Here is an 11,954-nt window from a genome sequence, read left to right on the forward strand (position 1 = left end):
AGGTCTGTTTTTGTGTTATCATAGAGGCATGATGGTCTGCCGCCGTCATGTGAAGTTGCTGATAGTATGTTGAAACCGTGTAAGGCCGATTGAGTTCGGAGCCCTATAAGTTATGCGTGCATAACTAAGGGAATTCAGAAAACAGGGGCAGCTAGTTTTTAGCTGGCTCTATTTTTTCCTACAAAAAGCCTTGTGCTTTAAAAAGGGAAAAGACTTAGAAAGAACAGATATATGAATTTTGAAAAAATTGAACAGGCCTTTGGCCTCTTGTTGGAAAATGTCCAAACCATCCAGAACCAGTTAAAGACGGGCTTTTACGAGGCAGTGATTGAGCAGAATGCCAATTATCTGCAGCCGCATGGTGAGTTGAAGTCACTTGCGGAAAATAACCAAAAGGTGGCGCAGTTGGGCTTGACACCTGAAGAGTGGCGACGCACCTTTCAGTATTTGATGATGAAGGGGCAGCAGACAGAGCCTTTGCAGCCCAACCACCAGGCGACACCGGATAGTCTTGGATTTTTAATGACCTTGGTGATTGACCATTTGTTCCCTCAGGATTCCCTCCGTGTTTTGGAATTGGGAAGCGGTATGGGAAATTTGGCAGAGACGATTCTACTAAATAGTCAAAAGGAAATGGACTATTTGGGAGTAGAGTTGGATGATATCTTGGTAGAATTGTCAGCTAGTATTGCAGAAGTTCTGGGGACGGAGGGTTTGACCTTTTCACAAGGGGATGCCGTTCGGAGTCAGGTTCTTCAGAAGAATTTGGTTGTGAGTGATTTACCGATTGGTTATTATCCAGATGATGCCATTGCCAGTCGCTTTCAGGTGGCCAGTTCGGAGGGGCATACCTATGCGCATCATTTATTGATGGAGCAGGGGGTTAAGTATCTGGATTCGGATGGGTATGCGATATTCTTGGCTCCGACTCAGTTGTTGACGAGTCCTCAAAGTGGTCTTTTGAAGGGCTGGATCCAGTCCTCAACGGAGTTGGTGGCTTTGGTGAATCTGCCAGAGAAGATGTTTGCTAATCCTCACTATGCGAAAAGTCTTTTTATTTTTAGGAAACCATCTGGTAAGGTGGTAGCTCCTTTTATTTATGCCTTTAGCGACTTAAGTAATCCAGAGGAAATTCGGGATTTTCAAGAAAAAATGGAAATGGAGTTAAAATAAGGGCTTTTTGCTTCTCTTTTTGATATACTGATAGTGAAAACGCTTTAAAAGGGGTAGCTTATGTCTAAAACAATTGCGATTAATGCAGGTAGTTCAAGTTTGAAATGGCAGCTCTATGCAATGCCAGAGGAAGAAGTACTTGCGAAGGGAATTATTGAGCGGATTGGACTCAAGGATTCTATTTCTACTGTTAAATTTGATGGTCGGGCGGAAAGCCAAACGTTGGATATCGTAGACCATGTGCAAGCGGTGAAACTGCTGTTGGCAGATTTGTTGAAGTTCGGGATTATCGGGGATTACTCAGAAATTACTGGTGTGGGCCACCGTGTTGTTGCGGGGGGTGAGTTCTTTACGGATTCTGTTCTGATTGATGATGCTGTTCTTGCTAAGATTGAGGATTTGGCTAGTTTGGCCCCTCTCCACAATCCAGCCAATGCAGCTGGTATTCGGGCCTTCAAGGAAATCTTACCGGACATTACGAGTGTGGCGGTCTTCGATACGGCCTTCCATACAACCTTGCCGGAAGTGGCTTATCGCTACCCAATTGCCGAGAAATACTATACGGATTATCAGGTTCGGAAATATGGGGCACACGGAACGTCTCATTATTATGTGTCTCACCAAGCCGCTGAGATGTTGGGACGTCCTTTAGAAGAGTTGAAACTAGTGACCGCTCATATTGGTAACGGAATTTCTATTTCAGCCATTGATGGTGGCAAATCAGTGGATACATCTATGGGATTCACCCCTCTTGCCGGACCGATGATGGGGACTCGTTCTGGAGATATTGATCCAGCTATCATTCCCTACCTTATTGAGCAAGTGCCAGGCCTTGAGAATGCGGCAGATGTCATCGATGTCCTCAATAAGGAATCTGGTGTGCTAGGTGTAGCGGAAACTTCTAGTGATATGCGGGATGTTGAAGCAGGTCGGGAAGCTGGCGATGCGAAGATGACCTTGGCCTTTGATATGTTGGTAGACCGTCTCCGTAAATTTATTGGACAGTACTTCGCAGTTTTGAATGGAGCAGATGCTCTTGTCTTTACAGCTGGTATTGGAGAAAATTCCAATCAAGTCCGTCAAGCAGTTGTCGATGGCCTGTCTTGGTTTGGTATGGAACTAGAGCCTGGTAAAAATGTTTTTGGTGCAGTTGGTGATATCTCAACAGCTGATTCCAAGGTTAAAGTTCTAGTGGTTCCAACCGATGAAGAGTTGGTTATCGCACGTGATGTTGAGCGTTTGAAAGCTTAAGAAGAAATAAGAAAAATCCAGTTGGTTTTGCCAACTGGATTTTTCAATACTTAGGAGAAAGAGTTTTCAAGTCTACCAACTGGTTTTTACTCTTCTTTTTGTGGTATACTGAGAAAGCCGAAAGGCACAGAGTAAGTGGTCTGCGTTAAGTGTGTGTGGATGGGATGTTGCCACACAACGAAACCTTTGGTGCGGTAGACCATTGCATCCGCTGTCGCTAGACAGCTCCAGAAAGAAAAGGAGCTTTCCAATGAAATTTTCATTTCCCAAATTGAGTCCGCAATTGATGGCGACTCTTGCTATGTTGATGGCCTTGACTTACGTCTTGGATTTATTTACCATCTCCGTTATTCCCAACCAACTGCAGGTTGGCGTTACCTTCATTGCCAAGGTTTTAATTGGATCTATTGCGGGTCCCTGGTTGTCTGCCTTGGTAGCCATTGTTTATGATATCTTGGCTTTTTTCTTAAATAATACAGGTTATTCCTTTATTTGGGGTTTTACCTTGGTTGAAGCTCTACAGGGCTTTCTCTATGGGCTATTCTTCTTTGGCAAAAAGTTGTCCTTTAATAATTGGAAGGACTGGCTCTATGTTATTTTTGCCACAGTGATTACTATGGGGATTGGAACCTTTATCTTGACTCCAATTTTGCTCCATGTTTACTACCAGACTCCTTTTGCCGTGATTTATGCAACACGGGTTTACAAAGTGTTGGAGATACCAATTCGGGTATTGTTGATTATGCTTGTTCTCCCCTTCCTACAACGGATTCCGGAGTTTGCGAAATTGAATAAGATAAAAAATTAAGAGAGGTCTAGCCTCTCTTAATTTTTTTATCTATCTAAAGGAGTGCATGCACGCAATCAGGTTGGACAAGGTCAGATTTGAAATGGAATGAGTCTTAGTAGTTGGTGATTGTGGCAATGGTAGTCTGATCTAGATTTTTCAAAAGAGCTTGTAAGAAAGCTTGGGCTTCTAGGAAGTCATCAAGACTGTAGAGGGTCTGGTGAGAATGGATATAGCGGGCACAGACACCGATGGTGGTGGATGGGACCCCACCGTTTTTGAGGTGGGCAGCTCCGGCATCGGTGCCGCCGGCTCCGGCATAATATTGGTACTTGATGCCAGCGCTTTCGGCGGTGTCAAGGAGGAAGTCTTTCATGGCTGGCAAGAGGAGGTGGCCTGGGTCATAGAAGCGGATGAGGGTTCCATCCCCAATTTTACCTTGACCACCAAAGACATCGGCAGCCGGGGAGCAGTCAATGGCAAAGAAGAGGGATGGGTCGAAGAGGGTGGTGGAGGTGTGGGCACCCCGTAAGCCGACTTCTTCTTGGACATTGGCTCCGAGGTAGAGGTCGTAGTCAAACTTTTCTTGGGCTAGGGCCTGGGCTGCTTCTTTGACCATGAGAACCCCGTAACGGTTGTCCCAGGCTTTGGAGATGACATTTTTGCCGTTGGCTGTGAGGATGGTCTGGCTATCGGGAACAATCGTGTCGCCAGGGCGGATGCCGAAGGACTCCGCCTCGGCTTTGTCGGTGAAGCCACCGTCAAAGATGATGTCGCTGATAGCTGGGAGGTTAGGTTGATTGCCTTGGCCCCGCATGAGGTGGGGCGGAGTGGCAGCGGTGATGACGGGGATTTCCCGGCCGTCTCGTGTGAACAGTGTGAAGCGTTGGCCACTGACTACAAGTGGATTCCAGCCACCGATTTCGACGGCTCGGAAGGTGCCGTCGTCTTTGATGGAGCTGACCATAAAGCCGACTTCATCCATATGGGCTGCAACGAGAACCCGTGGTGCGACTGGGGCTTGGCTTTTCTTAAGTCCGAAAATCCCCCCTAATCCGTCTGTCAGGATTTGATCGACGGAATCTTGCAGTTCCCGGCCTAGGTAGGCGCGGATAGCGCCTTCGTGACCAGAAATCCCCTTGAGTTGGGTGACTTCTTGGATAGCTTGGAATAATGGATTCATGCTGTTATTCTCCTTTTTCAGTTTTCTCTAAAATTGTAACACAAGTAGACTTGTGATAAAATAAGGTTTATGAGTATGAAAAGAAAAAGTCGGCCAGTCTTAGGGTTGTTAAGCCTTCTTGGTCTAGCAGGTCTGGCCTATGCGGGCTATAAGTTGCAGGAAGACCGGGCGCGTGTTCGGAGTCAAGAGGAGATGACGGCTTCGGTTCGGGCCTTCTTCTCTGAGATGGATCGAGTGGAGACCCTCTATGTAGAGCTCTACCATTCGGATCGGGATTGCCTGGAAGGTGGTGTCTTTTTGGCGGATGGCCGTCATTATCGCTTCTGGTTGGTTGGAGACCAGCTGGATATTGAGGAGGTAGCACTATGATTGTCCCATCATCGTTTGAGGAAGTGGCTTCTTATCTGGAGCGAGAGGGTCGGTATGTCTTTTATTTTACCGCCGATTGGTGTGGGGACTGCCGTTTTATCCAGCCTCAGATGCCGACTATTGAAGCTTCCAACCCTTCTTTTACCTTTATTCAAATTGACCGCGACGCCTATATGGAGCTGGCAAAATTATGGGATATTTATGGAATTCCGAGTTTTGTTGCGGTTGAAAATGGGAAGGAGCTTGGGCGCTTCGTCAGCCGGGATCGGAAGACAAAAGCGGAAATTGATGCTTTCCTGGCAGGGTTAGTGTGAGTTAGAAAGGGAGTTTATGTTATTTACCTATAATCCACAGGGTGTGGGAGATGTGCTGATGGTCGTTGTGGCCGATGATCAAGGCCAGGCTGTTGAAGTTGAGAAAAAAGGAGCCATTGCGCGTGTTCTCCGGGCTGATAATGAAGAGACGGTTGCTTGGAACTTCTTCCAAGTCAGTGATCGTTTGATCTTGGAGGGAAGTGGCCAGCAGAACTTGTCTGATGCAGACCTTGTGATCTTGAATGATTGGTTGGCTGCAGAAGGCTTTGAGGAGCGCGTGGCTAATTTTGATAGTCCTCGCTTTGTGGTTGGTCAAATCGTGGAGATGGAAGCCCATCCAGATAGTGACCACCTCAATATCTGTCAGGTTGCAGTTGGCCAAGATAAGACGGTTCAAATCGTGGCCGGTGCACCCAATGCGCGCGTGGGCTTGAAGACCATTGTGGCCCTTCCAGGTGCCATGATGCCAAAAGGGAATTTGATTTTCCCAGGACAATTACGCGGCGTGGCCAGTTTTGGGATGATGTGTAGCCCACGAGAATTGGCCCTTCCCAATGCCCCACAAAAACGCGGCATTATCGAACTAGCGGAAGAAACGCCCGTCGGCCAAGCCTTTGACCCAGCTAAACACTGGAGTGCATAACAAGTTAGGGATTGACTCCTTATGTTCTTGAATACTAGAACGTAAGACATTCTTAGAAAATACGAACCACCGTTGTTGACTCGCAAACTCTGGTTCATACACTCGAGAGTGGGACAGAACTCATCTTATTCGAAATTAGTTCGTTACAAGTCTTTAGTTCATGTTGTAAGCTGAAACGGTTTATACCTAAACCGACCTCGCTCTTTTATTGTTAGGCTCGGGTTCAAACAGTCTCTTCCCAGACTGTTAGTACCCACCCCCGGTCTAAAGGCATGTTGAATGCCTTTAGGGCACCTCTAAAAACTAAACTCTTAAAAATTCGAACATTGATTTATCAAAATTTCTACGACATGATTTGATGCAAAACCGGAGTTTTTCGAGGTGCCCTTTAGAGTGTATAGATGAAATGAACACAGTTCATATCAATGTTGATTAGGTAGTTTTCGGAGGTCAAAGAGTCAGGAATTGACTCTTTGAGTTTCTAGATAAGAGAACATGAAATGTTCTCTCAATATAGTCTTTTAGTTTACTTTTAGTACAAGGCAGCGAGTCGTAGACAGTACTGAAGTACGGCAAGACGAGCTAACACAGTAATAAAAGATAAACTAAAAGAGTATAAAATAGGAAGGTTGAGGCTTTTGTCCAACCTTTTTTCATCTTCTTTCCCGAATAAACAGGTAGGAGGGTAAAAAAGATGAATCGTATTTTTCTAATTGGTCGTTTAACAGGGACTCCTGAACTTCAGAAGACCCCCTCAAATAAAAGTGTCACCCGTTCAAAACTAGCTGTTAAAAGACGTTTCCGGGACCAAACCGGGGAACGGGAATCGGACTTTATCTCCATTGTCGCCTGGGGACGTCTAGCCGAATATATCACCAGTTATGCTTGCAAAGGTAGCTTGATTGGCGTGGAAGGAGAACTCCGCACCCGTCGTTATGAAAAGGATGGTCAAATGCACTATCTATCTGAAGTCCTTTGCAGCGATTTCCAACTCCTTGAAACCAAGGAACAACGCCTCTTACGGGAACAACGCCGTAAGCTAGAACAGTTTGAGATGGTCAGCGAGGAAGGCGAAGAATTGCCGTTTTAAAGGAAAGGGTGCTTTGTCCGTCTTTCTTGTAAAAACTTTGTCCTCTGGATGAAGTTTTTTTCTTGACTATTGTTGACTAAATGATAAAATAGAAACAGAAATTAGCAGTCGATACAGTAGAGTGCTAACGCTCGCTAAGGTTTCGTCAGCCCTCCTGTGAGAGAAAGTTGTGAGACCGCTATAGGGAGCAGAAATCAAATGGAGGATTTTCTATGTTACAACCCTTAGCAGATAAAGTAATTGTCAAAGTGATCGAGAAGGAGCAGTCTGTGTCTGGTTTTGTCTTGGCGTCTAATGCCCAGTCAGCCACTAAGACAGCCGAGGTCGTAGCTGTTGGAGAAGGACTTCGTTCTTTGAACGGTGATGTGATTGCACCTGCAGTTGAAGCAGGTCAAACAATTCTTTTTGAAGCGCATACCGGTATTTCTGTTAAAGATGGGGATGAGGATTTCCTTCTCATTCGTGAATCTGATATTCTAGCAATTGTTCAGTAAGGAGTAAAAAATGGCAAAAGATATTCAATTTTCATCTGACGCACGTAGCGCAATGGTGCGTGGTGTGGATATGTTGGCGGATACGGTCAAAGTAACCTTGGGACCTAAAGGGCGTAATGTGGTTTTGGAAAAAGCTTTTGGCTCACCACTGATCACCAATGATGGGGTGACCATTGCGAAAGAAATCGAATTGGAAGATCCTTTTGAGAATATGGGTGCCAAGTTGGTATCCGAGGTGGCTTCAAAAACCAATGATATCGCTGGTGACGGAACAACGACCGCAACCCTTTTGACACAAGCCATTGTCCGTGAAGGGATCAAGAACGTGACTGCCGGTGCCAACCCAATTGGTATTCGTCGCGGAATCGAAGCTGCTACAGCGGCAGCGGTTGCCGCTTTGAAGGAAAACTCTGTGCCTGTTTCTAATAAAGAAGCGATTGCGCAGGTAGCGGCTGTTTCTTCTCGTAGCGAAAAGGTTGGGGAGTATATCTCTGAAGCGATGGAGCGTGTTGGAAAAGACGGTGTTATTACCATTGAAGAGTCCCGTGGAATGGAAACGGAATTGGAAGTGGTGGAAGGAATGCAATTCGACCGTGGTTATCTGTCCCAATATATGGTGACCGACAATGAGAAGATGGTTGCGGAATTAGACAATCCATTTATCTTGGTAACAGATAAAAAGATTTCGAATATCCAAGAAATCTTACCACTTTTGGAAAGCATTCTGCAAACCAACCGTCCTCTTCTAATCATTGCCGATGATGTAGATGGGGAAGCACTACCAACCCTTGTTTTAAACAAGATCCGTGGAACTTTCAATGTTGTAGCGGTTAAGGCACCTGGATTTGGGGATCGCAGAAAAGCTATGTTGGAGGACATTGCTATTTTGACAGGTGCTACGGTCATTACGGATGATTTGGGTCTGGAGTTGAAAGATGCAACGGTTGAAGCGCTTGGTCAAGCAGCTAAAGTTGTTGTAGATAAAGACTCTACAACCATCGTTGAAGGAGCAGGGGATCCTGCTGCTATCAGTAACCGTGTTGGTATCATCAAGTCTCAAATTGAAACCACGAACTCAGACTTCGACCGGGAAAAATTACAAGAACGCTTGGCTAAGTTGGCAGGTGGTGTTGCGGTCATCAAGGTTGGTGCTGCGACAGAGACTGAGTTGAAAGAAATGAAACTTCGCATTGAAGATGCCTTGAATGCGACTCGTGCTGCGGTTGAAGAGGGAATCGTTGCCGGTGGTGGAACGGCCTTGGTGAACGTGATTCCGGCAGTTGCAGCCTTGGATCTATCCGCAGATGAAGAGACTGGTCGTAACATCGTCCTTCGTGCTCTTGAAGAGCCTGTTCGTCAAATTGCTTTGAATGCTGGCTACGAAGGTTCCATCATTATTGACCGCCTCAAAAATGCAGATGCTGGTCAAGGCTTCAACGCAGCTAGTGGTGAATGGGTGGATATGATTGAAACAGGAATCATTGACCCAGTTAAGGTAACCCGTTCAGCCCTTCAAAATGCAGCTAGTGTTGCCAGCCTCATCTTGACAACCGAAGCAGTTGTCGCTAACAAACCAGAACCTCAAGCCTCAGCTGGTCCAGCTATGGATCCAGGTATGATGGGTGGAATGATGTAAGACCGAGAATTACTGACTTACAGGAATTTTCGTAAGAAAACAAGGAAGAAGGTTGAGAATGATTCTCAACCTTCTTTTGTAACCTCTGGTTTCAAGATTGAACTTTTGCCTGTGGGAAAATATGCTATAATATTCCTTGATAGGGGGCTTTTGCTCTTTTTTAAAAAATAGTGAGGGGTGAAGAGTCAGCTCTTCCAACTTCCTCAAAGGAGAAAATCGCATGAAAAAGAAACACCTTTTAGGGACAACTCTGCTACTCGGGTCGTTTGTGACGCCAGCTGTGTTGCAAACGGCTGCAGTCGTTCGGGCAGACGAGTTCTACCAATACCAATCAACCGCTCAAGCAGCAGATATTACCAACTGGATTGCCAGCACACCTGAGCAAATCAAGCAAAACATGCAGAATCAAAATATTAGGGTTGATGAGTCTGGATCTGTGGTCGATGCTGGTCAGGATGGTCAGATTTATGTGATTCAGTGGGGGGACACCCTCTGGGGGATTTCCCAGGCAACAGGTATTTCTATTGCCAAACTGGCTTATGACAACAACATTCAAAATGTGGACTTGATCTATGCTGGGGACACGCTGATTCTTAAACGGGATGGACAAGTGCCAGTCGACTACAAATACAATGGGTACGGTCAGCACTGTGCCATGACCAAGGTTGTGATTAATAACTATATTCACAATGGAAATAACTATATTTACAACGATAATTCCACAAATGTGAATGTGGATGTTACGTTGTTACAACAGAGTGTCATTAATATTTTCCCAGAAGTTGACCAGTCCCAAATTGTAAAAGTTGAGTATAAACCAGACATTAAGGTAGAAGACGCTCCAGAGTGGAAGCAGTCTCCTATTCAAGAACCTAGTGAGGAAGAAAAACCGGATATCGTTAGTCCATTTGATGAACCGACAAATTCTGATTCTGGTTCTACTAGTTCACCTTCAGGAGATGGTACACCTGGTACAAGCGGGACAGTTCCAACTGAGAGTAGTTCAGCAGAGCCATCTGAGTCGAGCACAAGTCCATCTAGCACGAGCTCAAGTAAACTTCCAGGCAGTGATGAGTCGACTCCATCATCTACCAAACCATCTAGTTCTGAAAAGGTTCTAGAAATGGATGAGTATTTAGATAAGATTCAAGCGGAAATCAGCAATCTTAAGTCTAAAGACTTGAACAGCTCAAGTAACCTAACCTTGAATTTCTTGGATAACAAGGATGAGTTCAACCAAAATGCAAATCGTATCGCAGGTTTGGACATGGAACAACTATATACTCCACGTGCCGAAGTTCTGGCTACAGATGTCAGCCAGAAAACTGAAACTTCAGCCAAGAAGGTTGCAGAAGAAATTTATGCAAAACTAAAGGCAAGATCTTCAGATTTAGAAGATGCTCAATACTTGCAAATTACCTTGACCAAAGAAGGCGGTCGCGATGCCTTTAATGTTAAAGTTTACAAAGAATTGGAAGAATCTAGCTCAAGTTCAAGCTCAAGTAGCAGTTCAACTCCAGTGACACGCTCTTCATCCTCTTCTGATGACTATGAAGACTTTGACACTAGCTCTTCTGAGTCTACCTTCAGCCGCACTGAAACTAGCACCAGCTCAGATTCATACGAGGAGTAAGACCAATGCTGAAAGAATTATTCAACCATAAATATGTTCGGATCGGATTGGCCGCACTAGTTGTACTTGGACTCGGTGTTGGCGGCTTCTTCTACTGGGCTAGTCACCGTTTGGACAAGGTTGTCCAAGGAAAGACCTACCAGTATTCCAGTGTTTTAGACGGGACTCAAAATGACAAAATGATGTATGTAACCTTCCAAAATGGAGGAAATCAAGTTGTCGTAACCCAAAGCCGTGAAGTGGCTCTGAAAGCAGCCAGCTCTCCAGATGAGTTCAAAAAAGGCTATGAAGAGCAAGCGGCAGAGTGGCGCTACGCAGTAACTCCAACTAGTCTTACTCTAGCGAAAAAAGAAAATGATGAACTGTCCCAATGGCAATACAATTCTGTTTTTGCCCTTGGGGACCAGTTCACATCCGATAGTTTCACCTATCAAATTGCCAAAGGTGGCCAAGGGGAAGTGAAGCAAAAAATGATCTTCAAAGAAGTCCAGTAGGATAAATGACGAGCCACCCGTAAGGGTGGTTTTTGCTTGCAAAGGAGGAATTGATGATGGCGAATTTCTTATTTCTAAGCCCTTTGGGCTGGACTCATCATGTTTGGGATTTAGTGGTTGACCTTCCAAGTATCAAAGATATAGTCTTTTAGTTTACTTTTAGTACAAGGCAGCGAGTCGTAGACAGTACTGAAGTACGGCAAGACGAGCTAACACAGTAATAAAAGATAAACTAAAAGACTATAATTGGACAAGTTTAGAGTTTTTGGAGACTAGTTTTCCGACGATTTCTAAAGACGCTATCCGACAAAAAAAGCAACCCAACTAGATACTCTAGAATCTCCCAAAATTGTGATTGCTGTTTCTTTTGGAGTTCCAGTTTTGTTAGACTATCTCCAAAAACATCCCACTCAGCTGAATGCTCTCATTTTGATTGATGGGTTTGATGAAATTCCTGATTTACAACAATTGCCCGTATTGTTTGAAAATCAAAAAGAGACTTTTTCAACCCAAGAAGCTTATCTGGATGAAATGGTTAGCTCAGATTCTCCAGTAGGGGAGGAAGTTGCCTCGATTTTATTCAAAAATCTACAAAAGGAAGAATCTGCTTATCGTGTTCGTTTGGGGAACCGAGCTGCCATCAATTACTTGGGTCTGTACTCCGGCTTTGATAGTCAAGAAGCCCTGTTACCAGCTGTCAATCAAACTGAAAAGGTGATTCTTTTTTCCCATATTCCGTTAGCTTTACCTCATCATCTGATTCATCCTCAAGACCATTTGTTGATGCTAACTCAACCTGAACAGTTAAAAAATACTTTGGTAAAGCTACCTGAATAGTCGTGTGAAAAATTTCATGCTCTTTTTTTCAATCCTCATTTTTGTTACAA

General features: G+C 44.8%; 13 protein-coding genes and 1 riboswitch. Of the genes, 12 read left to right on the plus strand and 1 reads right to left on the minus strand.

From position 1 onward, the window contains the following. Positions 1–231 precede the first annotated feature (231 nt). The 3 genes from I1A59_RS02100 to I1A59_RS02110 all read left to right on the plus strand — a co-directional run bounded on the left by I1A59_RS02100 (position 232) and on the right by I1A59_RS02110 (position 3,232). The gene (locus I1A59_RS02100; protein WP_196091165.1) at positions 232–1,173 is read left to right on the plus strand and encodes a class I SAM-dependent methyltransferase; all 942 of its coding nucleotides are present in this window, start codon (positions 232–234) and stop codon (positions 1,171–1,173) included. A 60-nt stretch (positions 1,174–1,233) separates the two neighbouring features. After that, positions 1,234–2,424 carry an acetate kinase gene (locus I1A59_RS02105; RefSeq protein ID WP_196091166.1) on the plus strand — a complete coding sequence of 397 codons (1,191 nt, stop codon included), beginning with the start codon at positions 1,234–1,236 and terminating at the stop codon, positions 2,422–2,424. 125 nt (positions 2,425–2,549) lie between these two features. Then, positions 2,550–2,640, plus strand: a riboswitch (THF riboswitch). A 34-nt stretch (positions 2,641–2,674) separates the two neighbouring features. After that, the gene (locus I1A59_RS02110) at positions 2,675–3,232 is read left to right on the plus strand and encodes a folate family ECF transporter S component (RefSeq protein ID WP_196091167.1); all 558 of its coding nucleotides are present in this window, start codon (positions 2,675–2,677) and stop codon (positions 3,230–3,232) included. A gap of 94 nt (positions 3,233–3,326) precedes the next feature. On the opposite strand, the gene pepA is transcribed toward I1A59_RS02110, so the two are convergent. Continuing rightward, positions 3,327–4,394 (minus strand): glutamyl aminopeptidase, encoded by a 1,068-nt coding sequence (pepA, locus tag I1A59_RS02115; RefSeq protein ID WP_196091168.1) that lies wholly within the window; start codon positions 4,392–4,394, stop codon positions 3,327–3,329. A gap of 75 nt (positions 4,395–4,469) precedes the next feature. Between pepA and I1A59_RS02120 the strand changes: the two genes are divergently transcribed. The 9 genes from I1A59_RS02120 (at position 4,470) to I1A59_RS02160 (ending at position 11,904) form a co-directional block, all read left to right on the plus strand. Then, on the plus strand, positions 4,470–4,763 hold the full coding sequence (locus I1A59_RS02120; RefSeq protein ID WP_196091169.1) for a DUF4651 domain-containing protein: 294 nt from the start codon (positions 4,470–4,472) through the stop codon (positions 4,761–4,763). Further along, positions 4,760–5,077, plus strand: a complete 318-nt coding sequence (locus I1A59_RS02125; protein ID WP_196091170.1) for a thioredoxin family protein — start codon at positions 4,760–4,762, stop codon at positions 5,075–5,077. Before I1A59_RS02120 ends, I1A59_RS02125 begins: the two co-directional genes overlap by 4 nt. Positions 5,078–5,093: 16 nt before the next feature. Then, a complete protein-coding gene (gene ytpR / locus I1A59_RS02130; protein ID WP_196091171.1) occupies positions 5,094–5,720 on the plus strand; it encodes a YtpR family tRNA-binding protein in 627 nt (208 codons plus the stop codon). A 694-nt stretch (positions 5,721–6,414) separates the two neighbouring features. Then, positions 6,415–6,810 carry a single-stranded DNA-binding protein gene (locus I1A59_RS02135; RefSeq protein ID WP_196091172.1) on the plus strand — a complete coding sequence of 132 codons (396 nt, stop codon included), beginning with the start codon at positions 6,415–6,417 and terminating at the stop codon, positions 6,808–6,810. Positions 6,811–7,022: 212 nt separating this feature from the next. Then, complete coding sequence (groES, locus tag I1A59_RS02140) at positions 7,023–7,304, plus strand: co-chaperone GroES (protein ID WP_196091173.1); 282 nt, start codon at positions 7,023–7,025, stop codon at positions 7,302–7,304. A 10-nt stretch (positions 7,305–7,314) separates the two neighbouring features. Beyond that, a complete protein-coding gene (gene groL, locus I1A59_RS02145) occupies positions 7,315–8,940 on the plus strand; it encodes a chaperonin GroEL (protein WP_196091174.1) in 1,626 nt (541 codons plus the stop codon). Between the two features lie 220 nt (positions 8,941–9,160). Continuing rightward, positions 9,161–10,573 carry a LysM domain-containing protein gene (locus tag I1A59_RS02150; protein ID WP_196091175.1) on the plus strand — a complete coding sequence of 471 codons (1,413 nt, stop codon included), beginning with the start codon at positions 9,161–9,163 and terminating at the stop codon, positions 10,571–10,573. Positions 10,574–10,578: 5 nt separating this feature from the next. Continuing rightward, positions 10,579–11,067, plus strand: coding sequence for a hypothetical protein (locus I1A59_RS02155; RefSeq protein WP_196091176.1), 489 nt, complete (start codon positions 10,579–10,581; stop codon positions 11,065–11,067). 381 nt (positions 11,068–11,448) lie between these two features. Beyond that, positions 11,449–11,904: a hypothetical protein gene (locus tag I1A59_RS02160; RefSeq protein ID WP_196091177.1), complete on the plus strand. Its 456-nt coding sequence runs from the start codon at positions 11,449–11,451 to the stop codon at positions 11,902–11,904. Positions 11,905–11,954 lie beyond the last annotated feature (50 nt).

It is taken from the genome of Streptococcus sp. NLN76 (assembly GCF_015686645.1).
GTDB lineage: Bacteria > Bacillota > Bacilli > Lactobacillales > Streptococcaceae > Streptococcus.

Coding starts and splice junctions, on each gene's coding strand:
- I1A59_RS02135 (WP_196091172.1), top strand. CDS start 6,415: ATGAATCGTATTTTTCTAATTGGTCGTTTAACAGGGACTCCTGAACTT.
- groES (WP_196091173.1), top strand. CDS start 7,023: ATGTTACAACCCTTAGCAGATAAAGTAATTGTCAAAGTGATCGAGAAG.
- pepA (WP_196091168.1), bottom strand. CDS start 4,394: ATGAATCCATTATTCCAAGCTATCCAAGAAGTCACCCAACTCAAGGGG.
- I1A59_RS02105 (WP_196091166.1), top strand. CDS start 1,234: ATGTCTAAAACAATTGCGATTAATGCAGGTAGTTCAAGTTTGAAATGG.
- ytpR (WP_196091171.1), top strand. CDS start 5,094: ATGTTATTTACCTATAATCCACAGGGTGTGGGAGATGTGCTGATGGTC.
- I1A59_RS02125 (WP_196091170.1), top strand. CDS start 4,760: ATGATTGTCCCATCATCGTTTGAGGAAGTGGCTTCTTATCTGGAGCGA.
- I1A59_RS02155 (WP_196091176.1), top strand. CDS start 10,579: ATGCTGAAAGAATTATTCAACCATAAATATGTTCGGATCGGATTGGCC.
- groL (WP_196091174.1), top strand. CDS start 7,315: ATGGCAAAAGATATTCAATTTTCATCTGACGCACGTAGCGCAATGGTG.
- I1A59_RS02120 (WP_196091169.1), top strand. CDS start 4,470: ATGAAAAGAAAAAGTCGGCCAGTCTTAGGGTTGTTAAGCCTTCTTGGT.
- I1A59_RS02150 (WP_196091175.1), top strand. CDS start 9,161: ATGAAAAAGAAACACCTTTTAGGGACAACTCTGCTACTCGGGTCGTTT.
- I1A59_RS02100 (WP_196091165.1), top strand. CDS start 232: ATGAATTTTGAAAAAATTGAACAGGCCTTTGGCCTCTTGTTGGAAAAT.
- I1A59_RS02110 (WP_196091167.1), top strand. CDS start 2,675: ATGAAATTTTCATTTCCCAAATTGAGTCCGCAATTGATGGCGACTCTT.